The sequence below is a fragment of the Streptomyces sp. NPDC093225 genome, from assembly GCF_044753805.1.
Lineage (GTDB): Bacteria > Actinomycetota > Actinomycetes > Streptomycetales > Streptomycetaceae > Streptomyces.
Genome location: NZ_JBIVNX010000035.1, coordinates 1 through 24,125, shown reverse-complemented (window position 1 = coordinate 24,125; position 24,125 = coordinate 1). Strand labels below are relative to the sequence as shown.

Annotated in this window: 17 protein-coding genes and 1 pseudogene; 9 read left to right on the top strand and 9 right to left on the bottom strand. The window is 73.5% G+C overall.

Annotation, left to right across the window (positions count from 1 at the left end; translation table 11 throughout):
* Positions 1–4 precede the first annotated feature (4 nt).
* Genes iolD through iolC form a run of 3 tightly spaced genes read right to left on the bottom strand, consistent with a single transcriptional unit; the run spans position 5 to position 3,863 of the window.
* Positions 5–1,891: a 3D-(3,5/4)-trihydroxycyclohexane-1,2-dione acylhydrolase (decyclizing) gene (gene iolD / locus ACIQCH_RS27105; protein ID WP_402585008.1), complete on the bottom strand. Its 1,887-nt coding sequence runs from the start codon at positions 1,889–1,891 to the stop codon at positions 5–7.
* The gene (gene iolB, locus ACIQCH_RS27100) at positions 1,888–2,916 is read right to left on the bottom strand and encodes a 5-deoxy-glucuronate isomerase (RefSeq protein ID WP_402585006.1); all 1,029 of its coding nucleotides are present in this window, start codon (positions 2,914–2,916) and stop codon (positions 1,888–1,890) included. The genes iolD and iolB overlap by 4 nt, the downstream gene beginning before the upstream one ends.
* Entirely contained in the window at positions 2,913–3,863 is a 951-nt protein-coding gene (gene iolC, locus ACIQCH_RS27095) for a 5-dehydro-2-deoxygluconokinase (RefSeq protein ID WP_402585075.1), read from the bottom strand. Before iolC ends, iolB begins: the two co-directional genes overlap by 4 nt.
* A gap of 55 nt (positions 3,864–3,918) precedes the next feature.
* Here iolC and ACIQCH_RS27090 point away from each other — a divergent pair, with 55 nt between their 5' ends.
* From ACIQCH_RS27090 to ACIQCH_RS27080, 3 genes are all read left to right on the top strand, one after another.
* Positions 3,919–4,833 carry a sugar phosphate isomerase/epimerase family protein gene (locus ACIQCH_RS27090; RefSeq protein WP_402585004.1) on the top strand — a complete coding sequence of 305 codons (915 nt, stop codon included), beginning with the start codon at positions 3,919–3,921 and terminating at the stop codon, positions 4,831–4,833.
* A gap of 91 nt (positions 4,834–4,924) precedes the next feature.
* Positions 4,925–5,938, top strand: coding sequence for a Gfo/Idh/MocA family protein (locus tag ACIQCH_RS27085; protein ID WP_402585002.1), 1,014 nt, complete (start codon positions 4,925–4,927; stop codon positions 5,936–5,938).
* A 220-nt stretch (positions 5,939–6,158) separates the two neighbouring features.
* A complete protein-coding gene (locus tag ACIQCH_RS27080) occupies positions 6,159–6,359 on the top strand; it encodes an AlpA family transcriptional regulator (protein WP_030204746.1) in 201 nt (66 codons plus the stop codon).
* Between the two features lie 89 nt (positions 6,360–6,448).
* Here the strand turns inward: ACIQCH_RS27080 and ACIQCH_RS27075 are convergent, their stop codons facing one another.
* Positions 6,449–8,818, bottom strand: coding sequence for an MMPL family transporter (locus ACIQCH_RS27075; RefSeq protein ID WP_402585001.1), 2,370 nt, complete (start codon positions 8,816–8,818; stop codon positions 6,449–6,451).
* Positions 8,819–8,993: 175 nt separating this feature from the next.
* On the opposite strand from ACIQCH_RS27075, the gene ACIQCH_RS27070 reads away from it, so the two are divergent.
* The 3 genes from ACIQCH_RS27070 to ACIQCH_RS27060 all read left to right on the top strand — a co-directional run bounded on the left by ACIQCH_RS27070 (position 8,994) and on the right by ACIQCH_RS27060 (position 12,644).
* Positions 8,994–9,659 carry a TetR/AcrR family transcriptional regulator gene (locus ACIQCH_RS27070; RefSeq protein WP_402585000.1) on the top strand — a complete coding sequence of 222 codons (666 nt, stop codon included), beginning with the start codon at positions 8,994–8,996 and terminating at the stop codon, positions 9,657–9,659.
* 214 nt (positions 9,660–9,873) lie between these two features.
* On the top strand, positions 9,874–10,179 hold the full coding sequence (locus ACIQCH_RS27065) for a heavy-metal-associated domain-containing protein (RefSeq protein ID WP_402584999.1): 306 nt from the start codon (positions 9,874–9,876) through the stop codon (positions 10,177–10,179).
* A 116-nt stretch (positions 10,180–10,295) separates the two neighbouring features.
* Positions 10,296–12,644, top strand: coding sequence for a heavy metal translocating P-type ATPase (locus ACIQCH_RS27060; RefSeq protein ID WP_402584997.1), 2,349 nt, complete (start codon positions 10,296–10,298; stop codon positions 12,642–12,644).
* Between the two features lie 451 nt (positions 12,645–13,095).
* On the opposite strand, the gene ACIQCH_RS27055 is transcribed toward ACIQCH_RS27060, so the two are convergent.
* Together ACIQCH_RS27055 and ACIQCH_RS27050 are read right to left on the bottom strand one after the other, a co-directional pair.
* Entirely contained in the window at positions 13,096–14,385 is a 1,290-nt protein-coding gene (locus ACIQCH_RS27055) for a citrate synthase (RefSeq protein WP_030204765.1), read from the bottom strand.
* 178 nt (positions 14,386–14,563) lie between these two features.
* Positions 14,564–16,813 carry an ATP-dependent RecD-like DNA helicase gene (locus ACIQCH_RS27050; RefSeq protein ID WP_402584995.1) on the bottom strand — a complete coding sequence of 750 codons (2,250 nt, stop codon included), beginning with the start codon at positions 16,811–16,813 and terminating at the stop codon, positions 14,564–14,566.
* A gap of 449 nt (positions 16,814–17,262) precedes the next feature.
* Between ACIQCH_RS27050 and ACIQCH_RS27045 the strand changes: the two are divergent.
* Positions 17,263–17,772, top strand: a pseudogene (locus tag ACIQCH_RS27045) (GNAT family N-acetyltransferase); the annotation flags it as partial.
* On the opposite strand, the gene ACIQCH_RS27040 reads toward ACIQCH_RS27045, so the two are convergent.
* Positions 17,678–18,646, bottom strand: coding sequence for an EamA family transporter (locus ACIQCH_RS27040; RefSeq protein ID WP_402584993.1), 969 nt, complete (start codon positions 18,644–18,646; stop codon positions 17,678–17,680). The pseudogene ACIQCH_RS27045 and the gene ACIQCH_RS27040 sit on opposite strands and share 95 nt — an antisense overlap.
* Positions 18,647–18,747: 101 nt before the next feature.
* Between ACIQCH_RS27040 and ACIQCH_RS27035 the strand changes: the two genes are divergently transcribed.
* Together ACIQCH_RS27035 and ACIQCH_RS27030 are read left to right on the top strand one after the other, a co-directional pair.
* Positions 18,748–19,665: a LysR substrate-binding domain-containing protein gene (locus ACIQCH_RS27035; RefSeq protein ID WP_402584991.1), complete on the top strand. Its 918-nt coding sequence runs from the start codon at positions 18,748–18,750 to the stop codon at positions 19,663–19,665.
* Positions 19,666–19,726: 61 nt separating this feature from the next.
* Entirely contained in the window at positions 19,727–21,520 is a 1,794-nt protein-coding gene (locus ACIQCH_RS27030) for a glycoside hydrolase family 3 protein (RefSeq protein WP_402584989.1), read from the top strand.
* 203 nt (positions 21,521–21,723) lie between these two features.
* On the opposite strand, the gene ACIQCH_RS27025 is transcribed toward ACIQCH_RS27030, so the two are convergent.
* Positions 21,724–23,157 (bottom strand): S28 family serine protease, encoded by a 1,434-nt coding sequence (locus ACIQCH_RS27025; RefSeq protein ID WP_402584987.1) that lies wholly within the window; start codon positions 23,155–23,157, stop codon positions 21,724–21,726.
* 171 nt (positions 23,158–23,328) lie between these two features.
* Positions 23,329–23,772, bottom strand: coding sequence for a hypothetical protein (locus tag ACIQCH_RS27020; RefSeq protein ID WP_402584985.1), 444 nt, complete (start codon positions 23,770–23,772; stop codon positions 23,329–23,331).
* Between the last annotated feature and the right edge of the window lie 353 nt (positions 23,773–24,125).

Genomic DNA, 24,125 nt, shown 5'->3' with positions numbered 1-24,125 from the left:
GGCATCACAGATGGCGACGTCGCGCTGCGGCCTGCCGGTCGTACTCTTCGCGTGCTCTGACGGCCGACGTGCGGGTCGCGGTCTCGGCCACGGGGACATCCCACCACGCCTGTGCAGGGGGCGGGCCCGACACAGTGTCGGGCGTTTCGGTCTCCGCGTAGACACATGTGGGACGGTCGGCGCGGCGCGCCTCGGCGAGGGCTTCCCGCAGGTCACGGACGGTGCGGGCACGGATGACGGCCATCCCGAGGGAGGCCGCGTTGGCCGCCAGGTCCACCGGGAGCACCGCGCCGGTGTACGAAGTGTCCAGTGCCCGCCGGCGGTAGTCGGTGCCGTACCGCTCACCGCCCACGGCCTCGGAGAGGCCTCCGATGGAGGCGTACCCGTGGTTGTCCAGTATGACCACTTTGACCGGGAGTCCCTCCTGGACGGCGGTGACCAGCTCCGTCGGGTTCATGAGGTACGAGCCGTCGCCGACCAGCGCCCAGACCGGCCGCCCGGGCTCGGCGAGGGCGACGCCGATGGCGGCCGGGATCTCGTAGCCCATGCAGGAGTAGCCGTACTCGACGTGGTACTGGCCCGGCGACCGGGTGCGCCACAGCCTGTGCAGGTCGCCGGGGAGCGAACCGGCCGCGTTGACGATCACGTCGGTGTCGTCGACGAGGGCGTCGAGGAGGCCGAGGACCTGCGCCTGGGTGGGACGGGCGGACTCGTCGGGGGTGTGGAAGGCCCGGTCGACGAGCCCCTCCCAGTACCCCTTGGCCTTGCGGTACGTCTGCTCGTACGCGGTGTCGACGCGGTGGCCGGCCAGCTCCGCGCGCAGCGCGTCGAGGGTCTCGCGGGCGTCGCCGACGAGCGGGAGGGCGGCCTGCTTGTGGGCGTCGTACGGGTCGGGGTTGAGGCCGAGGAAGCGGACGCCGGGGTCCTGGAAGAGGGTGGCGGACGCGGTGGTGAAGTCGGTCAGCCGGGTGCCCGCGGCGATGACGAGGTCGGCGGACCGGGCCAGGTCGTCCGCGGTGGCGGTGCCGGTGTGGCCGACGGCGCCCACGTCGGCGGGGTGGTCGTGGCGCAGGGAGCCCTTGCCGGCCTGGGTGCTCGCGACCGGGATGCCGGTGGCCTCGGCGAAGGCCGCCAGTGCGGCCTCGGCGCCGCTGTGGCGGACGCCCCCGCCGGCGATGAGCAGCGGGCGCTCGGCGGCCCGGATCGCCGCGGCGGCCGCGGCGACCTCGGCCCGGTCGGCCCGTGGCCGGCGTACCGTCCAGACCCGTTCCGCGAAGAAGTCCTCGGGCCAGTCGTACGCCTCGGCCTGCACGTCCTGCGGCAGGGCGAGGGTGACGGCGCCGGTGGCCACCGGGTCGGTGAGCACCCGCATCGCCTGGAGGGCGGCCGGGACCAGGGCCTCGGGGCGGGTGATCCGGTCGAAGTAGCGGGAGACGGGGCGCAGCGCGTCGTTGACGGACACGTCCCCCGCGTACGGGACCTCCAGCTGCTGGAGCACCGGGTCGGCGGGCCGAGTGGCGAAGACGTCGCCGGGGAGCAGCAGGACCGGGATCCGGTTGATCGTGGCGAGCGCGGCGCCGGTGACGAGGTTGGTGGCGCCGGGCCCGATGGAGGTGGTCACGGCGTGGGTGGAGAGCCGGCCGCGGGCGCGCGCGTACCCGACGGCGGCGTGCACCATGGCCTGCTCGTTGCGGCCCTGGAGGAACGGCATGGCCGCGGGGCCGGTCTCCAGGAGGGCCTGCCCGATCCCGGCGACGTTGCCGTGCCCGAAGATCCCCCAGGTGGCGGCGATCAGCCGCTGCCGGAGGCCGTCGCGCTCGGTGTACTGGTGCGCGAGGAAGCGGACGAGGGCCTGCGCGGTGGTGAGCCGGACGGTGCGCGGCGTGCTCAACGGTCCTCCTCGGGGGCGGCTGCGGGCGCCGGGCGCCGGGGGCGGTGCCCGGGCCGGTCACGGTGCCGGAACGGCAGCCTGGGATCGACTTCCTGCCCCGCCCACGCCTCCCGAACCCACGCGTGCTCGGGATGATCCCGAATGAGCCACTCCCGTTCGGGGTCCGGTCCGGCCATGACGTTGAGGTAGTACATGTCGTGCCCGGGCGCGGCGATGGAGGGCCCGTGCCAGCCGTCCGGGATGAGCACGGCGTCGCCGGTGCGCACCTCGGCGAGCACGTCGGTCCGCCCGGCCGGGGAGGGGCTGACGCGCTGGTAGCCGAGGCCGGGGGTGCCGTCGTGCGGGGCGATCTCGTAGTAGTAGATCTCCTCCAGCCGGGACTCGTGGCCGGGGTGGCGCTCGTCGTGCTTGTGAGGCGGGTACGAGGACCAGTTCCCGCCGGGGGTGAGGACCTCGACGGCGATGAGCCGGTCGCAGTCGAACACCCCGGCGGCGGCGAAGTTGTTCACCTGCCGCGAGCACACCCCGGCCCCCCGCAGCTCGACCGGCACCCCGCCGACCGGCCCGTACCGCGCGGGCAGCACCCGCTCGCACACGGCCCCGGCCAACGCGAACCGCCCACCGCGCGCGCTCACGATCTCCGCCCGACCGCCCCGCGGCAGGTAGGCGAAGTCACTGGGCCCGTCGAAGACGGAGTCCCGCCCGCGCAACTCGAAGACGACCCCGCCACCCCCGGCCGCAGAGCCCCCGGCCGCAGGACCGCCGGCCCCGCCATCCCCGGCCCCGCCGGCGTTCGAGGCGCGGGGGTCCGGGGGCGGAGCCCCCGGGGAGGGGGGCGGGGACACGGCCCCGGTTCCGGGAAGGGGCGGGGAGGGGACCGGCTCCACGCAGCGGACCTCGCAGCCCCCGGCCAGCGGCACCACCACCCACTCGCACTCCCCGGCCTCGTGCACGTACACCTCGCCGGCCCCCAGCGTCAGCACCCGCAGCCGGGCGTGCGGCAGCACGTGGTCGACCACGCTCACCCCAGCACCTCCTCGATCTCGGAGAGCACCGGCATCGCCGACGAACACGCCAGCCGCCCCGCCACGATCGCCCCCGCCGCGTTCCCGTACCGCAGCACCCGCTCCACCGGCCACCCGGCCAGCAACCCGTGGCACAGCGCGCCCCCGAAGGCGTCCCCGGCCCCGAGCCCGTTCACCACGTCGACCGCGACCGGCGGCACCTCCGTGACCGTGCCGTCGCGGTGGAGCGCGAGGACGCCCTCGGGCCCCCGCTTGACCACCGCCAGCTCGACGCCCGCCGCCAACAGGGCACGACCGGCGGCCCACGGATCACGCTCGCCGGTGGCCACCTCGCACTCCTCCGCGTTCCCGACGGCCACCGTCGCCAGTCCGAGCGCCCGCGCGTAGAGCTCCGGGACCCGGCACCGCTCGCCGTCGGCCCAGAGCATCGGCCGCCAGTCCAGGTCGAACACCGTGACCCCGCCCCGGTCACGGGCCTCCAGCGCCGTGAACGTCGCCCCCCGGCTCGGCTCGGCGCTCAGCCCCGTCCCCGTCATCCAGAACACCCGCGCCGCCCCGATCGCCTCGAGGTCCAGCTCCTCGGCGCGGATCTCCAGGTCGGGCGCCTTCGGCTCGCGGTAGAAGTAGAGCGGGAACCGGTCCGGCGGGAAGATCTCGCAGAAGGTCACCGGCGTCGGGTACGCCGCCACCTCCGCCGCCCACCGGTCGTCCACCCCGAACCCCCGCAGCTCGGACCGCAGGTACGCCCCGAAGGGGTCCGCCCCGGTCCGGGTGACGACCGCGGTCCGGCGGCCCAGCCGCGCGGCGGCCACGGCCACGTTCGCGGGCGAGCCGCCCAGGAACTTCCCGAACGTCTCCGCCTCGGCGAGCGGCACCCCCGTCACCAGCGGGTACAGGTCGACCCCGATCCGCCCCATGGTGATGACGTCGTACGGCTCGTCGCTCAAGCCCGTCACTGCCGTTCCTCCGTCGTCCCTCATGCAATCCCCCTAAGCTGGCCGCATGACCTCCTCCCCGCCCGCGCCCGCCCGCATTCGGATCGGTTCGGCCCCGGACTCGTGGGGGGTGTGGTTTCCCGACGACCCCCGGCAGACCGGCTGGGAGCGGTTCCTGGACGAGGTCGCCGAGGCGGGCTACGAGTGGATCGAACTCGGCCCGTACGGCTACCTGCCGACCGATCCCGAACGGCTGGCGGACGAGACGGGCAAGCGAGGCCTGCGGGTCTCGGCCGGCACCGTCTTCACCGGACTCCATCACGGACCCGCCGTATGGGACGGCACCTGGGAGCACGTGTCGCGGATCGCGGCCCTCACCCGGGCCACGGGCGCCCGGCACCTGGTGGTCATCCCGTCGTTCTGGCGGGACGACAAGACCGGCGCGGTCCTGGAGGACTCCGTCCTGACCGCGGACCAGTGGCGCGAACTGGCCCGGCAGACCGAGCGGTTGGGGCGCGAGGTGGGTGACCGGTACGGGCTGCGCATCGTGGTCCACCCGCATGCCGACACGCACATCGACACGCCCGAGAACGTGGCCCGTTTCCTCGACGCCACCGACCCGGACCTGGTGTCCCTGTGCCTGGACACCGGGCACTACGCGTACTGCGGCGGGGACAGCGTCGAGCTGATCGAGACGTACGGGGAACGGATCGGCTACCTGCACCTCAAGCAGGTCGACCCGGCCGTCCTGGCCGAAGTGCGCGAGCAGCGCGTGCCGTTCGGACCGGCCGTGGCGCGCGGGGTGATGTGCGAGCCGCCGCGCGGGGTGCCGGCGCTGGAGCCCGTACTGGAGGCGGCCGGGCGGCTGGGCACGGAGCTGTTCGCGATCGTCGAGCAGGACATGTACCCGTGCCCGCCCGAGCAGCCGCTGCCGATCGCCCGCCGCACCCGCGCCTACCTGCGCTCGTGCGGACTGCGCTGACCGCAGTGCGGCGGCCCGCCGGGACGGGACGACCGCACGTCACCGGGGCGGTGCCCGGCACCACGACCGCGCGTCACGAGGAGGGGGACCGATGACCCGACCGCTCGGCATCGCCGTGCTCGGCACCGGCCGCATGGGCGCCGACCACGTACGCCGCATCGACCGGGTGGTCAGCGGCGCCCGGGTGGCGGCCGTGGCCGACCCGGACGGCGAACGCGTCAAGGAGGTCGCCGCCGGTATCGACGGCTGCGCCGCCTTCACCGACCCCGGGGCCGCCCTCGCCGCGCCGGGGGTCGAGGCCGTACTGATCGCCTCACCCGGACCGGCGCACGAGGAGGCCCTGCTGGCGGCCTTCGCGCGGGGGCTGCCGGTGCTGTGCGAGAAGCCCCTCACCCCGGACGCGGCGGGCGCCCTGCGGGTCATGGAGGCGGAGCAGCGGGTGGGCCGGCGGCTGGCCCAGGTGGGCTTCATGCGCCGGTACGACGCCGAGTACCAGCAGCTCAAGGCGCTGCTCGACGCCGGGGGGCTGGGGCGGCCGCTGTTCCTGCACTGCCGGCACCGCAACGCCGCCTCGCCGTCGTTCTTCACCACCGAGATGCTGATCAACGACTCGGTGGTGCACGAGGTCGACGCGGCCCGCTGGCTGCTGGGGCAGGAGGTCACCGCCGTCACGGTGCTCTCGCCCGCCTCGTCCTCGCAGGCGCCCGAGGGGTTGCGCGATCCGCAGCTGGTGGTGCTGGAGACCTCCGGCGGCGTCGTCGTCGACGTGGAGATCTTCGTCAACTGCGGCTTCGGCTACCAGGTGGTGTGCGAGGCCGTGGGCGAGTCGGGCAGCGCCCGGATCGGGGACGGGCAGTCGATGCTCGTCCAGTCGGGCGGCCGGTGGGGCGGGGAGATCGTGCAGGACTACACGGTCCGGTTCGCCGACGCCTACGACCGCCAGGTGCGGCGCTGGGTCGAGGCCACCCGCCGGGGCGAGGTGACCGGCCCCGGCGTCTGGGACGGGTACGCGGCGGCCGCGGTGAGCGAGGCCGGGGTCGACGCCCAGCGCACCGGCGCCCGTACGCCCGTCGAGCTGGTGCCCCGTCCGGCCTTCTACGCCTGAGGCCTCCGTCCCGCTCCGTGCCACTTCCGTCACGGCGGTCCGCCGCCCGTGACGGATGTCCGCATTACGCGGGTCTTCCGTCACAGGCGCCCCACAACGCCTCCCCCACTTCGATCGGGGTCGTTTCTCCGGGCACAGGCTGAGTGATCGTCAGCGCCCACGCCCGGCTTCCCCGACGGCCTCCCGGCCGACCCGCGGCGTGGCCAAGGAGGTGCCCCGCATGACCGACCGGAAGCTGTGGTCGTACAAGGAGATCGCCGCGCACATCCGGGTCCAGCCCGACACCGTGCGTTCGTACCGCAAGCACGGGCTCCTCCCCGCCCCCGACCACGTCGAGTCGGGCAAGCCGTACTGGTACGCGGACACGATCCGCGCCTGGGTCGCCCGCCGGCCCGGGAACCGGGGCCGGCGCGAGGAGTGACCTCCTCGGCCGCCGACCCCGGCCCGGACCCGGCCCCGGACCCGGACACAGACCCGGACCCGGGCCCGGACCCGGACCCGGGCGCGGTCCTAGCCCACCCGCTCCGGCACCGGGTCGGGTTCCGGGGCGGCGGGCGCGGCCTCCGGGCCGCCGGCCGGGGCGGCGGGGGCGGGGGCGGCGGATCCGCCCTCGCTGAGGCCGAACCGGTCGTGCAGGGCGCGCAGCGGGCGGGGTGCCCACCAGGTGGCCCGGCCGGTCAGCTTCATGACGGCCGGGACCAGCAGGCTCCGCACCACCATGGCGTCCATGAGCACCGCCAGCGCGATCCCCAGGCCCAGCATCTTGGTGTTGGTCACGCGCGAGGTGCCGATGGCCACCATCACCACGGCCAGGATCACGGCCGCGGCGGTGATGAGGCCGCCCGTCTTGGCCAGCCCCGTGCGGACGGCCCGCTCGTGGTCGCCGGTGTGCTCGTACTCCTCCTTGATGCGGGATATGAGGAACACCCCGTAGTCCATCGAGAGTCCGAAGGCGATGCAGAACATCAGCACCGGCAGGGTGGTCTCGATGTCACCGGTGGAGGTGAACCCGAGCGCCCCGGACAGGTGGCCCTCCTGGAAGACCCAGACCAGCGCCCCGAACATGGCCGTCAGGCTGAGGGCGTTGAGCAGCACCGCCTGGAGCGGGATGAGCACGCTGCCGGTGAGCAGGAACACCAGCAGCAGGGTGGCCACCACGATGAGGGCCGCCGCCTTCGGCAGCTCCCGGGCTATCGCGTGCTTGCCGTCCTCCAGCCGGGCCGCCTGGCCGGCGACGGAGGTCTTGAAGGGCGCGTCGACCTTGCGGACCTCGCCGACCAGGTGCTGCGCCTCGGGGCCGACGCCCTCACCCTCGGGCAGCACGCTGAAGTAGGCGTACCGGCCGGCCCGCACCGGCCCGTCGGTGCGCACCACGCCCGGCAGGCCGGCGAGGCGGCCGCGGTAGGCCTCGTACTGGGCGGGGGTCGCGGACCCCTCGGCGAGGACCACGAGTCCGCCGCCGGGGCTGCCGGGGAAGTCCTCGCGGATGTGCTGCTGCACCACGTGCGACTCGGCGGTGGCGGGCAGCTGCCGGTCGTCGACCGTGCCGAACTTGACGCCGAGGAACGGCGTTCCGAGGAGCAGCAGGCCGGCGGTGGTGAGCACCGCGAACACGGGTGCCCGGCGCATCACCAGGGCGGCGGCCCGCAGCCAGCCCCGGCTGCCGTCCCGGGTGTCGGCCGCGGCGTCGGCCGGCCGGCCGCGGCGCCACAGCCGGCGCAGGTCCCAGGAGTTGACCCGGTGGCCCAGCAGGACCAGGGCCGCCGGGAGCAGGGTGAGCGCGGCGGCCGCGGCGAGCAGGACGACCGCGACACCCGCGTAGGCGAAGGAGCGCAGGAAGTACATGGGGAAGAACGCCATGGCCGACAGGGAGACCGCGACGGTCAGCGCCGAGAAGAGCACGGTGCGCCCGGCGGTGCGCAGGGTGGTGCCGACGGCTGCGAGCGGCTCGTGTCCGGCGGCCAGCTCCTCGCGGAAGCGGCGCACGATGAACAGGGCGTAGTCGATGGCGAGTCCGAGGCCGAGCGCGGTGGTCAGGTTCTGGGCGAAGACCGACACGTCGGTGATCTCGGTGAGTCCGCGGAGCACCGCGTTGGTGCCGAGGATGGCGACCAGGCCGATGCCGAGCGGCAGGACGGCGGCGACGGCGCTGCCGAAGACCAGGACGAGCAGCACGAGGGTGATCGGGAGGGCGATCAGCTCGGCGGTGAACAGGTCCTCCTGGATGGTGGTGGTCACCTCGCGCTGGACCGCCACGGGCCCGCCGAGCGAGACCGTGACCGGCCCGTGCGTCCCCCGGTAGTGGGGGGCTATCCGGTCGAGGGTCTTGATGTGCTCCTTCTCCTCGCCCTGGACACGGGCGGCGATGAGCGCCTGGTGCCCGTCCGTCGCGCGCAGCGCGGGCGACTTGATGCGCCAGTACGAGCCGACGCCGGTGATCCCGGGTTCGGCGGCCAGGCGCGCGGTCAGCCGCTCGGCCTCGGCCGCGACGGCCGGGTCGTCCACCCCGGCCGCGCCCGCGTCGACGAGCAGGAGGAGGTTGGGCTGGCTGGCCGGGAACTCCCGCTCCAGGGCCTTGGTGGCGTACGTGGAGCTCGCGTCGGGGTCCTCCCAGCCGCCGCTGCCCATGCGCTCGGCGACCCCGCCGCCCGCGAAGACGGCGAGGACGGTGACCACGAGCGCGGCCAGCAGCGTGAAACGCGGCCGGGCGGTGACGAACCGCGTCCAGCGCCCCTGCCCGCTCCCGCCGGCACCGGCACCGGCACCGCCGCGCGTACCGCCGGTACCGCCCACCTGCGCGGTCTTGCGCCCGGACGCGCCCGGGCCGTCGGGCCCGCGGGCCCCGGCCACCCCCGACAGCGGATTCTTGACTTCGGACATGCCTCGGTGTCCCCTTCACCTGACCCGCTGCCACGGGTCGACCGTTGCCGTCGTCCACCACCGTCGAGAACCACGAGAGCCGTAGACTGGCAAACACGAGAGATCGCTCGCGTTCCCCAAGAATGCGAGCGACCACTCGCGTTTGTCAATCGCCCCTGGGAAGGAGAGGGACCGAGTGCCGAAGTCGCCGGAAGCCGCGAGCGCCGGACCGACCGAAGCGTCGGCCGCACCGCGCCGCCGCCAGGCCCGCGGAGAGCGCCGCGTCGCGCAGCTACTGGAGGCCGCCGCGGGCGTGTTCTGCCGCAACGGCTACGCCGCCGCGAGCACGAACGCCATCGCCCGCGAGGCGGGCGTGTCGCCGGGCACGCTCTACCAGTTCTTCCCGAACAAGGAGGCCATCGCCGTCCAGCTGGGCGACACGCTGCTCCACAAGGCGTACGAGACGCACGGCCAGGCGTTCCAGCCCGAGAACCTCCGGCTCCCCCTCCCCCGGATGCTGGACGCCGTCATCGACCCCGTGATCGCCTTCCAGTGCGAGAACCCGGCCCTCTGGGCCCTCATGCACGGCTCCGGCATCCCCGGCCACATCGACGCGGAGCACAAGGCCTTCCACGAGACGCTCCAGCTGCGCGTCGAGGGCACCCTGAGCACCTTCGCCCCCGGCCTGACCCCGGCCGAGCGGGCCCGGACGGCCAACATGGTCCTGTCGATCTTCAAGTCGGCCCTGGACCTGATCCTCACGACCGAGGGTGACGAGCGGGCCGCCTACGTCGCCGAGCTGAAGACCGTCCTGCTGCGCTACCTGGAGCCCCTGGTCACCGTCCACCCCGCGACCGCCTGACCGCCCCGGCCGGCCCCGGCAGCCCCGACGGGCCGCCGGGGCCGACGCGTGCCCGCACACGAACCACCCGGGCGGAGACGGGTCGCCTTGATACCCCCTAGGGGTATAGTGTGCGTACGTGGCGGGGGACCGTGGAGGAATCCACGGGCTTCCGGCGCCCGATCGCGCACGCCCGACAGGCGCGCCTTCAGAACCCCTCGAAGAGGAGAACGACATGACCGCCGAGACGGAAACCCAGCCCACCGCCGGCTCCTGCTGCTCCAGCACCGGCTCCTGCCACGGCGGCGGTGCGGCCGACGCCGTCGAGGTCGGCGTGACCACCGTCTACAAGGTGTCCGGCATGACCTGCGGCCACTGCGAGGGCGCCGTGACCGCCGAGGTCTCCGCCCTCCCCGGCGTCACCTCCGTCAAGGCCGTCGCCGCCACCGGCGAGGTCACCGTGGTCTCCACCACCGCCCTCGACGCCGAGGCCGTCCGCGCCGCCGTGGACGAGGCCGGCTACGAGCTCGTCGGCGCCTGACACCGGGCGGCACGCAGGAGCCCGCGGGCCCCGTCCCGTACGCAGGACCACCGCCGGGCCGTGCCGGCCAGCTGATACTGGACCCGTACGGCCCGGCCCTCCCCTTGGAGCCGGACATGAGCAGCACCCTGCACGACGACCCGATAGCGCCCGCCGCGCCGACCCGCGAGGTCGAGCTCGCCATCGGCGGGATGACCTGCGCCTCCTGCGCGGCCCGCATCGAGAAGAAGCTCAACCGCATGGACGGGGTCACGGCCTCGGTGAACTACGCCACCGAGAAGGCGAGGGTCGCCTACGCCGACGGGGTCGAGGTCGCCGACCTGATCGCGACCGTCGTGAAGACCGGCTACACCGCCGAGGAGCCGCCCCCGCCGGCCGAGCCGGAGCCCGTGGCCGGCCCCGAGGTCACGGCCGGAACCGGAACTGGAACCGGAACCGGAACTAGAACCGGAGCAGGGTCCGGATCCCGATCCGGGGCCGACGGTGCGCGGACCGACCCCGAGCTCTCGGTGCTCCGCCACCGCCTGCTCGTCTCGGCGCTGCTCGCCGCCCCCGTCGTCCTGCTCGCCATGGTCCCCGCCCTCCAGTTCGACAACTGGCAGTGGCTGTCGCTGACCCTGGCGGCACCCGTGGTGGTCTGGGGCGGCCACCCCTTCCACAAGGCCGCCTGGACCAACGCCCGGCACGGCGCCGCCACGATGGACACCCTGGTCTCCCTCGGCACGCTGGCGGCCTTCGGCTGGTCCCTGTGGGCGCTGTTCTTCGGCCACGCCGGCATGACCGGCATGCGCCACGGCTTCGACCTCACCGTCTCCCCGGGCGAGGGCGACTCCACCCTCTACCTGGAGGTCGCCGCCGGGGTCATCGCCTTCATCCTGCTCGGCCGCTACCTGGAGGCCCGCTCCAAGCGGAAGGCCGGCGCAGCCCTGCGCGCCCTGCTGGAGCTCGGCGCCAAGGACGTGGCCGTGCTGCGCGGCGGCACCGAGGTGCGCATCCCCGTCGCACAGCTGGCCGTGGGCGACCGGTTCGTCGTCCGGCCCGGCGAGAAGATCGCCACGGACGGGCTGGTGGTCGAGGGCTCCTCGGCCGTGGACGCCGCCCTGCTCACCGGCGAGTCCGTCCCCGTCGACGTCACCGTCGGCGACTCCGTCACCGGCGCCACGGTGAACGCCTCGGGGCGGCTGGTCGTCGAGGCGACCCGCGTCGGCGCGGACACCCAGCTCGCCCGGATGGCCAAGCTGGTCGAGGACGCCCAGAGCGGCAAGGCCGAGGTGCAGCGGCTGGCCGACCGGATCGCCGCCGTCTTCGTCCCGATCGTCCTGCTGATCGCCCTGGGCACCCTGCTGACCTGGCTGTTCGTCGGAGGCGACGCCACCGCCGCGTTCACCGCCGCCGTGGCCGTACTGATCATCGCGTGCCCCTGCGCGCTGGGCCTGGCCACGCCGACCGCGCTGCTGGTGGGCACCGGGCGGGGCGCCCAGCTCGGCATCCTGATCAAGGGACCGGAGGTGCTGGAGTCCACCCGTCGCGTGGACACCGTCGTCCTCGACAAGACGGGTACGGTCACCACCGGGCGCATGGCCCTGTACGACGCGGTCGCCGCCGACGGCACCGACCCCGCCGAGCTGCTCCGGCTGGCCGGCTCGCTCGAGCACGCCTCCGAGCACCCGGTCGCCCGGGCGATCGCGGCCGGCGCCGCCGAGCGCGTCGGGGCCCTGCCGGTCCCGGAGGGCTTCCGGAACGTCGCCGGACTCGGCGTCGAGGGCGTGGTCGACGGCCACGCGGTCCTGGTCGGCCGCGAGAAGCTGCTCGCCGAGTGGTCCGTCACGCTCCCGGTCGAGCTGGCGCGGGCGAAGGCCGCGGCCGAGGCGGCGGGGCGCACCGCGGTCCTGGTGGCCTGGGACGGGGCGGCCCGCGGCGTCCTGACCGTCGCCGACGCCGTCAAGGACACCAGCGCCGAGGCGGTCGCCCGGCTGCGCGGCCTGGGGCTCACCCCGGTGCTGCTGACCGGCGACAACCGGGCCGTGGCGGAGTCGGTGGCCCGCGAGGTGGGCATCGACGAGGTGATCGCCGAGGTGCTGCCGCAGGACAAGGTCGACGTCGTCAAGCGCCTCCAGGCGGAGGGTCGTACGGTCGCCATGGTCGGGGACGGGGTCAACGACGCGGCCGCCCTCGCCCAGGCCGACCTGGGCCTGGCGATGGGGACGGGCACGGACGCGGCCATCGAGGCCGGGGACCTCACGCTGGTCCGGGGCGACCTGCGCGTGGCGGCGGACGCGATCCGGCTCTCGCGGCGGACGCTGGCCACCATCAAGGGGAACCTGTTCTGGGCCTTCGGCTACAACCTGGCGGCGCTGCCGCTGGCCGCGGCGGGCCTGCTCAACCCGATGATCGCGGGGGCCGCGATGGCCTTCTCCTCGGTCTTCGTGGTGTCGAACAGCCTGCGCCTGAGGTCCTTCCGCTGATCCTCCGATGATCCTCCACTACCGCCCCGTAACCCTTCCCGTGGGGGTCGCGGGGCGGTAGCGTTCGCAGCTCCCGCACAGATCCTTCACACGAGACACAGATCACAGGGACACGAACGTAACCATCCGGGGGTGACGCGAGTCTAATGAGCTGATGCCATGAACGTCTTGGGGGACGTTCGGGGACGTCTTGGGGGACGTCCGGGCGTCGGCCGGCCGGGGCACCGTACCGTCGGGGAGCTTGAGCGGCCCTCCCGACACCGTGCGGGTCCCGGCAGACAGCGCAACCCATTAGGGGTCGCGGCCCGTGAGGGCGCGCGACCCCTTCGCCGACACCCGGCTCGGGTCCCGTGGGGGGAATCCGCTCCGGGGATGGGAAAGCGCCCCGTCTTCGACCCGTGGGGGGATCGACGGCGGGGCGCTTTTCGCGTGCCTCGGGGCCTTGCTGCGGTCAGCGGGCCTCGACCGGGACGAAGTCGCGCTCGACGACGCCCGTGTAGATCTGGCGCGGGCGGCCGATGCGGGAACCCGGCTCCTTGATCATCTCGTGCCACTGGGCGATCCAGCCGGGCAGCCGGCCGAGCGCGAAGAGCACGGTGAACATCTCGGTCGGGAAGCCCATGGCGCGGTAGATCAGACCCGTGTAGAAGTCCACGTTCGGGTACAGGTTGCGCTCGACGAAGTAGGAGTCCGCCAGGGCGTGCTCCTCCAGCTTGAGGGCGATGTCCAGCAGCTCGTCGCTCTTGCCGAGCGCCGAGAGGACGTCGTGCGCCGCCGCCTTGATGATCTTCGCGCGCGGGTCGAAGCTCTTGTAGACGCGGTGGCCGAAGCCCATCAGGCGGACGCCGTCCTCCTTGTTCTTCACCTTGCGGATGAAGGAGTCCACGTCGCCGCCGGCGGCCTGGATGCCCTCGAGCATCTCCAGCACCGACTGGTTGGCGCCACCGTGCAGCGGGCCCCACAGGGCGCTGATGCCGGCGGAGATCGAGGCGAACATGTTCGCCTGCGAGGAGCCGACCAGGCGGACGGTGGAGGTGGAGCAGTTCTGCTCGTGGTCCGCGTGCAGGATCAGGAGCTTGTCGAGCGCGGAGACCACGACCGGGTCGAGCTCGTACTCCTGGGCCGGCACGGAGAAGGTCATGCGCAGGAAGTTCTCGACGTAGCCGAGGTCGTTGCGCGGGTAGACCACCGGGTGGCCGACCGACTTCTTGTACGCGTACGCGGCGATCGTCGGCAGCTTGGCCAGCAGCCGGATCGTCGAGATGTGGCGCTGCTTGTCGTCGAACGGGTTGTGGCTGTCCTGGTAGAACGTCGACAGCGCGCTGACCACGGAGGACAGCATGGCCATCGGGTGCGCGTCGCGCGGGAAGCCGTCGTAGAAGCGCTTGACGTCCTCGTGCAGCAGCGTGTGCTGGGTGATCTCGTTGCGGAACGACGCGAGCTGGTCGACGGTCGGCAGCTCGCCGTTGATCAGCAGGTAGGCGACCTCGAGGAACGTCGAGCGCTCGGCGAGCTGCTCGATCGGGTAGCCGCGGTAGCGCAGGATGCCCTGCTCACCGTCCAGGTAGGTGATCGCGGATTTGTAGGCAGCGGTGTTGCCGTAGCCGCTGTCCAGGGTGACCAGACCGGTCTGGGCGCGGAGCTTCGAGATGTCGAAGCCCTTGTCGCCGACGGTGCTGTCGACCACCGGGTAGGTGTACTCACCGTCCGCGTACCGCAGTACTACAGAGTTGTCGCTCACGTCATCCCTCACCGACGTAGTGCCTCTTCTTCGAGGTGCCCTGACTGCCTCTACCTTCCCCCATTTGGCGCAGGAGAGTGCACTCGGGGTCGGCCTTCGGGCCCTATGGCGGCACTGAGTGCCGTCAACCTGCTCATACTGCCCCCTCCGCACCAGAGGTGGAAACCCCAATGATCGATCATTTCTTGGTGATGTTTCCCACCGGTATCCGGCCGGACAGCCTGGGGGCCACCGCTGTGTACCTCCTGCCTGCGGAAACGGTACGCACCGCCTGACCGAGGGCCTTGCGGGAACCGACCAGCACGACCAGTTTCTTCGCTCGGGTGACCGCCGTGTACAGAAGGTTCCGCTGGAGCATCATCCAGGCGCCGGTGGTGACGGGGATCACCACAGCGGGATATTCACTCCCCTGGGAACGGTGGATGGTGACGGCGTACGCGTGCGCCAGCTCGTCGAGCTCGTCGAAGTCGTACCCGACCTCCTCGTCCTCGTCGGTACGGACGGTCAACCGCTGATCATCGAGGTTGAGGGCGGTCACCACGCCCACTGTGCCATTGAATACCCCGTTCGCGCCTTTCTCATAGTTGTTGCGGATCTGGGTGACTTTGTCCCCCACGCGGAAGACCCGGCCGCCGAACCGCTTCTCGGGCAGTTCCGGCCGCGCCGGGGTGATGGCCTGCTGGAGGAGCCCGTTGAGGTGACCCGCGCCCGCCGGGCCGCGGTGCATGGGCGCCAGCACCTGTACGTCGCGCCGCGGGTCGAGCCCGAACCTGGCCGGAATCCGACGGGCCGCCACGTCCACCGCCAGCCGCCCCGCCTCCTCGGTGTCCTCCTCGGCGAAGAGGAAGAAGTCCGGCAACCCCTGGGTGAGCGGCGGCTGGCCGGTGTTGATCCGGTGCGCGTTGGTCACCACCCCGGACTGCTGGGCCTGCCGGAAGATCCTGGTCAGCCGGACCGCCGGGACCGGCCCGCCCTCGGCCAACAGGTCCCGGAGCACCTCGCCGGCGCCGACCGAGGGGAGCTGGTCGACGTCCCCGACCAGCAGCAGGTGGGCCCCCGGGGCCACCGCCTTGACGAGCTTGTTCGCCAGCAGCAGGTCGAGCATCGAGGCCTCGTCGACCACCACCAGGTCGGCGTCCAGCGGGCGGTCCCGGTCGTAGGCCGCGTCGCCGCCGGGCTTCAGCTCCAGCAGCCGGTGCACCGTGGAGGCCTCGGCCCCGGTCAGCTCGGCCAGCCGCTTGGCGGCCCGGCCGGTGGGCGCGGCCAGCACCACCTTGGCCCGCTTGGCCCGGGCCAGTTCCACGATCGAGCGGACGGTGAAGGACTTTCCGCAGCCGGGCCCGCCGGTGAGCACGGCCACCTTGCGCGTGAGCGCCAGCTTCACCGCGTCGCGCTGTTCGGGGGCGAGCTCGGCCCCGGTGCGGGCGGCCAGCCAGGACAGGGCCTTGTCCCAGTCGACGTCCCCGAACCCCGGCATCCGGTCCTCCTCGGCCGACAGCAGCCGCCGCACCTGCCCGGTCAGTGACAGCTCGGCCCGGTGGAACGGCACCAGGTAGATGGCCCGGAGCGGGGTGTCCCCACCCTGTGGATCCGGTACGGACTCCCGTACGACGCCGCCCTCGCCGGCCGCCCCCTCCGCGGCCAGCTCGGCCAGGCACTCGATCACCAGGCCGGTGTCGACCTGGAGGAGCTTGACCGCGTCGGCGATCAGGATCTCCTCGGGCAGGAAGCAGTGGCCCTGGTCGGCGGACTGGGACAGCGCGTACTGCAGGCCCGCCTTGACCCGCTCGGGACTGTCGTGCGGGATCCCCACGGCCTGGGCGATCCGGTCGGCGGTCAGGAAGCCGATGCCCCACACGTCGGCGGCCAGCCGGTAGGGCTGGTTCCGCACCACCGAGATGGAGGCGTCCCCGTACTTCTTGTAGATGCGCACCGCGATGGAGGTGGAGACCCCCACGCCCTGGAGGAAGACCATCACCTCCTTGATGGCCTTCTGCTCCTCCCACGCGGCGCCGATGAGCTTCGTCCGCTTCGGGCCGAGCCCGGGCACCTCGATCAGGCGCTTCGGCTCGGCCTCGATGACGTCGAGCGTGTCCGTGCCGAAATGCTCCACGATCCGGTCGGCGATGCGCGGGCCGATGCCCTTGATCAGGCCCGAGCCGAGGTAGCGGCGGATGCCCTGCACGGTCGCGGGCAGCACGGTGGTGTAGTTCTCCACGCTGAACTGCCGCCCGTACTGCGGGTGCGAGCCCCAACGGCCCTCCATCCGCAGGGACTCACCGGGCTGCGCACCGAGCAGCGATCCGACGACCGTGAGGAGGTCGGCACCGCCGCGTCCGGTGTCCACCCGGGCGACCGTGTAGCCGTTCTCCTCGTTGGCGTACGTGATCCGCTCGAGTACCCCTTCCACCACCGCCAGATTCGACATGCCCCGACGCTACCGCCGCGCGCCGACAGCACGTTGGGCCTGTGGACGACCGCTCGGCCGGAAACGGCGGAGGAGGAGGCTGCGCACGTGGCGACTGGGGGCGGACCGCGGAGAACAGCGAAGGGGGTCCGGCCGCAAGCGACCGGAACCCCCTCGCGTGGGTCCCCACCCTCGTCGGAGACTTCCCGATCCCCCCAGATCCCCTCCCGGAAGTTCCGACGCCATGTACGACCCACGACCCCCGCGGACGGTTGCACGCTCGGACGAGATTTATTTTTCCGTTACCTAAACGGCCTCAAGGCGATCATGACACGCCGCCAAATGACCACACACGTAATGTTTCCGGCATGGCAGGGGTGCTCGCGAAGCCCGGCAGGCCGGCATCCGCCCCTCACCCGTACGGGCCCGGCCGGGCTATTTTGGGCCCCATGGACACGGCCCGGCCCCGCCCTTCCCGCGACGACGTACGGCTGCGCGACCCCGAACCCGGCGACCTCGGCTGGATCGTGCAGCGGCACGGTGCGCTCTACGCCGCCGAGTACGGCTGGAACGCCGACTTCGAGGGCCTCGTCGCCCGGATCGTCGCGGACTTCGCCGAGGACCACGACCCGCACCTGGAGCGGGTGTGGATCGCGGAGCTCGACGGCCGCCCGGTGGGCTCCGTCATGTGCGTGCGCGACGAGGCCCCGGGCACCGCCCGGCTCCGGCTGCTGCTGGTCGATCCCGAGGGGCGGGGCCTGGGCATCGGCACGCGCCTGGTCGACGCCGTCATCGCGTTCGCGCGCGAGGTGGGCTACCGCGAACTGGTGCTGTGGACCAACGACGTGCTGGACGCCGCCCGCGGGGTCTACCAGCGGGCCGGGTTCACGTTGACGGCGGAGCGCCCGCACCGCTCGTTCGGAGCGGACCTGAAGGGGCAGGACTGGCGGCTTCCCCTGCAGGAGGGCCACCCGCGCTGACCGGGCCGCCGGTACGGGCCCCGACCGGCCCGAACGACGTCACCGCCACGCCCCCCACCAGCAGCACCGCCGCCACCCACCGCAGCGGGCTCACCGGCTCCCCCAGCACCACCGCCGCCGAACTCATCCCGAACACCGGCACGAGCAGCGAGAAGGGCGCCACGGACGAAGCCGGGTAGCGCCGCAGCAGGTACCCCCAGGCGCCGAAGCCGCACACCGTCGACACCCAGGCCACGTACGCCAGGACGCCGACCCCCGACCAGTCCAGCGACCGCAGCGCGGCCACGTCGCGCCCGGGGCCCTCCAGCAGCAGCGAGAGCCCGAACAGCGGCAGCACCGGGACCGTGCAGACCCAGACCATGAAGTTGAGGGCGTCCGGCGGTGCCGCCTTGCGGGTCAGTACGTTGGACACCCCCCAGCAGGCCGCGGCCGCGACCACCAGCACGAACCCGAGCACCGGACCCGAGGTGCCTTCGTCCACCGCCGCCACCGCGATCCCCGCGAAGGCCACCGCCATGCCGGCCAGCCGTACCCGCCCGGGCCGCTCCCCCAGCGCGGCGGCGGCGAACAGGGCGGTGAAGACGGCCTGGATCTGCAGCACCAGCGAGGACAGGCCGGCCGGCATGCCCTGCGCCATGCCCGTGAACAGCAGCCCGAACTTGGCCACCCCGAGGGCCAGCCCCACGCCCACGATCCACTTCCACGCGACCGTCGGCCGCCCCACCAGGAACACCGCGGGCAGGGCGGCCACCAGGAACCGCAGCGCGGACAGCAGGAGCGGCGGGAAGTGGCCGAGCCCGATCTCGATGACGACGAAGTTGACGCCCCAGACGGCGGCGACGAGCACGGCGAGGGCGATGTGTACGGGACGCATGCACCGAGCATCGATCCCTCGACCATGAAGCACCAGCGCGCATTTCTACCGGGTCGGATTCATCTTTGCTGAATCGGGGACCGGGGACCACACTGGACCCCATGCTCGACCTGGCCCGCCTCCGCGCCCTGCACGCCGTCTCCGTCCACGGCTCGGTCGCCGCCGCGGCCGCCGCCCTGGGCTACACGCCCTCCGCGGTCTCCCAGCAGATCACCAAGCTGGAGCGGGAGACCCGCACCACCCTCCTGGAACGCCGCGGCCGGGGCGTGGCCCTGACCGAGGAGGCCCGCCACCTCGCGGCCACGGCCCAGGAGCTGCTGGCCATCGTCGAACGCGCCGAGACCACCCTGGAGGAGCGCCGGGGACGGCCCAGCGGCCGCCTCACGGTCGCCGCCTTCGCCTCCGCCGCACGCGGCCTGCTGCCGGCCGTCCTGGCGGACCTGGCGCGCCGTCACCCGGCCCTGGACGTCCGCCTGTCCGAGGTCGACCCGCACCTGTCCGTGGACCTGGTCGCCCGCGGCGTCACGGACCTGGCCGTGGCCCACGACTGGGACATCGCCCCGCTGCCCGCCCCCGAGGGCGTCGAGCAGGCCCTGATCGGCGAGGACCGCTGCGACCTGCTGGTGCCCGAGGACCACCCGTTCACGCGGCGGGCCCTGGTGCGGCGCGAGGACCTGGGCGGTCAGCGCTGGATCTGCCAGCCGCCGGGCCGGGTCTGCCACGACTGGCTGATGCGCACCCTGCGCGCGGCCGGGTACGAGCCCGAGATCGTGCACACCGCCGAGGAGAACCACACCATCGTGGCCCTCGTCGCGGCCGGCCTCGGCGTCGCCGTGATCCCCCGCCTGGGCACGGGGACCCTGCCGCCGGGGGCGGTCGCCGTCCCCGTCGAACCGGCCCCCGTCCGCCGCCTCTACGCCCTCTGGCGCACCGGCGCCGCCCGCCGCCCCGCCATCACCGAGACGGTCCGCACCCTCCGGTCCCACTGGCCACCGGCGCCGGACGTAACGCCGCGATGACGGGCCGTGCGTGCCGCGTGTCCGACGGGGGGCGGCCGGGGGCGGGGGTAGTTTGCGGGGGATGGTGTGGACTTCGCGACGGGGGTTGTTGGGGGCGGCCGCCGTGGCCGTGGTGACGGCTACGGGGGCGTCCGCGGCGGAGCCGCGGGGCGGCGTACCGCGGCCGCAGCCGTGGGTGCGGCGGGTCGTCGGGCGGATGAGCCTGGCCGAGAAGGTGGGGCAGCTCTTCGTCAGCCGGGTGTACGGGCATGCGGCGACCGGGCCGGACGAGGCGGACGCGGCGGAGAACCTCAGGGCGTTCGGGGTGCGCACGGCCGCGGAGGTGGTGCGGCGCTACCACCTCGGCGGGGTCGTCTACTTCGGGTGGGCGCACAACACGCGGGACCCGCAGCAGGTCGCGGAGCTGTCCAACGGGCTCCAGCGGGCCGCGCTCGACGGCGGGACCGGGGTGCCGCTGCTGCTGTCCGTGGACCAGGAGCACGGGATCGTGGCCCGGATCGGGCGGCCCGCCACGCTGTTCCCGGGGGCGATGGCGCTCGGCGCCGGGGGGTCGGCCGAACGGGCCCGGGAGGCCGCGACGGTGGCGGGGACCGAGCTGGCCGCCCTCGGACTGCGGCAGGACTACGCGCCGGTGGCCGACGTGAACGTCAACCCCGCCAACCCGGTGATCGGCGTGCGCTCCTTCGGCGCGGACCCGGAGGCGGTCGCGCGGCTCGTGGCGGCGCAGGTGCGCGGCTACCGGGCGGCCGGGATCGCCGCCACGGCCAAGCACTTCCCCGGGCACGGGGACACCGACACCGACAGCCACGTGGGGCTGCCCGTGATGCGGCACTCGCGGGAGGAGTGGGAGCGCGTCGACGAGCCGCCGTTCCGGGCCGCGGTGGCGGCCGGGGTGGACGTCGTGATGACCGCCCACATCGTGTTCCCGGCGCTGGACCCGAGCGGGGACCCGGCCACGCTGTCCCGCCCGATCGTGACCGGCGTGCTGCGCGAGCGGCTGGGGTTCCGGGGCGTGGTGGTGACGGACGCCCTCGACATGGCGGGGGTACGGCAGAAGTACGGGGACGACAGGGTGCCGGTGCTCGCCCTGAAGGCTGGCTGCGACCAGCTGCTCAACCCGCCCGACCTGGCGCTGGCCCAGCGCGGCGTGCTGGCGGCGGTGCGGGACGGCGAGATCGACGAGGGCCGGATCGACGAATCCGTGCTCCGGATCCTCCAACTCAAGGCGCGGCTGGGACTGTTCGGCAGGGCGTTCACGACCCCGGAGGAGGTACGGGCCGGGGTGGGCACGCAGGCGCACCTGAGGGCTGCGGACGCCGTGGCCGCCGGGACGACGACGCTGCTGGCCAACCCGCGCGGCGTGCTGCCGCTGTCGGCCGCGAGGACGCCGCGGGTGGTGGTGACCGGGGCCGATCCGGCCTCCCCGAGCGGGACCACCGGGCCGCCGACCGCCGTGCTGGCACGGGAACTGGCCGCCCTGGGATTCGCGGCGCGGGCCGTGCCGACCGGGCTCGCGCCCGATGCCGCCGCCGTGGCCGGGGCCGTGCGCGCGGTCCGGGCCGGGGCCGACGCGGTCGTGGTGTGCACGTACAACGTGGCCGAGGGCGAGGGCCCGCAGCGGACGCTGGTGCGGGCCCTGCTCGACGCGGGGGTGCCCGTGGTCGGGGTGGCGGTGCGCAACCCGTACGACGTGGCCCGGCTGCCGGAGTGCGCGGCGAGCGTCGCGACGTACGCGTGGACGGACGTGGAGATGCGGGCCGCGGCCCGGGTGCTGGCGGGGGCGACCCGGCCGGCCGGGCGGCTGCCGGTCGCGGTGTCGGGGGCCTATCCGCTCGGGTTCGGGCTGTCGTACTGACCGAACTGGCCGTCGTGGCCGTGCTGGTCGCCGTGGCGGCCGTGCCGGTCGTCGTGGCCGTGCCGGTCGTCGTCGTGGCCGTGCCGGTCGTACCGGCCGGGATGCGCCGGGGCCCGTTCGTGCCTGCACGAACGGGCCCCGGTCTTGGTGCTGCGGGTACTGCGGGTACTTCGGGTCCTGCGGGTCCTGCGGGTCCTGCGGTACTACGGGCGCAGGGCCGGCTCGCGCTCGACGTCGCGGCGGTCCAGCTTGGCGTCCGGCTTGGCCAGCGGGCGGGCCTTGGCCGCGTCCGCCTTCACGGCGGCCGGGGCGACACCGCCCCACTCGAGGATGCGGGCGGTGGCGAGGGCCTTCTCCGCGTCCTTCAGCTTGGCGACGTTGGCACCGTGGTTGGCGCCGGGGGCCACCATGACGTAGCTGTCACGGGAGCCGTACCCGAGGTGGAACGGCTCCGCGCCCCACGGGTCGTTCTGCCCGTACACGAACAGCATGTGACGGGCGTTGTGGCGCACCCACTGGTCCACGTCGTGCATCGCCCGCGGCTGGAACGCCATGGGGATGGAGCGCGGCACGAAGTTGCGCGGCGGCTGGTAGCCGTAGCGGCTCAGGCCCTTCAGCCACGGCTGCTTGATGTCGGGGGAACCCAGCTGGGTGCCCGCCTGGTAGTAGTACGGGGTGTACGTCTCCAGGCCCTGGTCGGTGTAGGCCGAGAAGCCGGAGATGGCGTCGACCGAGTCCCAGATCTGCTGGTCCGTCGCCGTCGCGGCGGCCGGGATGGAGCCGCAGTCGGCGAGCAGGCTGTACTGCCAGAACGCCCACGTGTAGTCCAGGACGACGGCCTCGTACGCCTTGTCGAGGCTGCCGACGGTGGTGAAGGTGTAGCCGTTCTCGGCGGCGTACGCGGCGTACTTGGTCTCCAGCGCGTCGCGGCGGACCAGCGCCTCGCGCTGCACGCCGTTCAGCTTGTCGCGGCACTCCTTGGTGCCGACCCGCTGGAAGAAGCGGTCGTAGGCCGAGTCCTCCTTGTTCACCACGTCGTTGGGCGCGACGTACGCGACGACGCCGTCCATGTCACGCGGGTAGAAGCGCTCGTAGTACGTGGCGGTCATGCCGCCCTTGCTGCCGCCGGTGGCGATCCACTTCTTGCCGTAGACCGCCTTCAGCGCCTTGAAGAGGCGGTGCTGGTCGCTGGCGGCCTGCCAGATGTCCAGCTTCGACCAGTCGGCGGGCGCGGGCCGCGACGGGGTGAAGAACCGGTACTCCAGCGACACCTGGTTGCCGTCGACGATGGTCGTCGGCTCGGAGCGGCGCGGGTTGGTGTTGACGTTGTAGCCCGACGTGTAGAAGACGGTCGGGCGCGAGACGTCCTTGTGGAGCAGGGTGAACCGCTGCTCGAAGGTGCCCTTCCACGGCTTCCGGTGGTCGACCGGCTGCTTGTAGTTCAGTACGAAGAAGCGGTAGCCGTCGTACGGCTTCTCCTCGATGAGGCTCACTCCCGGGATCGCGAGGATCCGGTCCTTGATGTCCGGGCCGTTCCCCGGCCCGGCGGCGGTGGCCGCCCCGGCCGTGGCGCCGGCCGCGCCCATGGTGCCGATGAGCACCACGAGCGACAACAGCCATCTGAGCGCCTTGCGCATGCACCCTCCCCTTGAGTTCACTGCGGTCGCGGCGAACCTAGCGGGGTCAACACGCCCATGACCAGACCCGGTTGGTGCCGATCCGGTCAGGGACGGTCCGTTTGTGGTGGTAATTCGACGCAAAGGCGCCCTTGTCGAGCGCGGGGGACCGTCAGGTTCAGGTGTGACGTCTCAGCAGAGGATCCAGCCGGACGCGACCGATCCCGCGCCCACCGCACCCCTCACATAGACACACCGGGTCAGCGCGTACACGGTGACGGGCCCGGCCAGCCGGGTGAACCTCCCGCTGTCGGACACCGGCACACCGCCGCGCGGCTGGATGCTGACCGACATCTGCTGCCGGCCGCCCGGCCTCCGCGGGATCGTGACCGCACAGGCGTGCGTACGCGTCTTGTAGACGTACGTCGTCCCGGTGCTGAACGGCAGGGCCTTCATCAGCCGCCCCGCGCACCCCGACGCCGCCTGCGCCGGCGCGGCCCCGAGCACGCCGAGCAGGACGGCCGCACCGGTGACGGCGACGCCCGCGGCCCTGGCGGCCCCGGCGGTCGTGCGCCGGGCCGGGGCCCCGGTCCGGACCCCTTCCCCGGAGCGGGTCCTTCCCCCAGAAGAAAACACCCTCGTCCCCCTCGTCCCCTCACGCATCCGAACGTGCGTACCTACTTCGGACGCGCGAGCGGACGCCTTGGTTGCACGGAGTCGGGCGGGGCAGGCCGCCGTGGGCACGGGGGGAAACGATCCGGCCAGGGAGTGGTGCGGGTGGAGTGGGTGGCGGGTGGGCGGGTGGGCTGGCGCGGCCCGGTGGGTGGGCGGACGCGGCCCGATGGGTGGGCGGGTGGGTCGGCGCGGGCCCGGGGGGGGGGCCCCCCCCCCGCGCCCCCCCCCGCGGCGGCCCGCGCCGCCCCCCCCCAGGAACGTCGCCCCAACACCGCCGACCCCCCCCCCCCGGCCCCCACCCCGCCGGGGCGGGC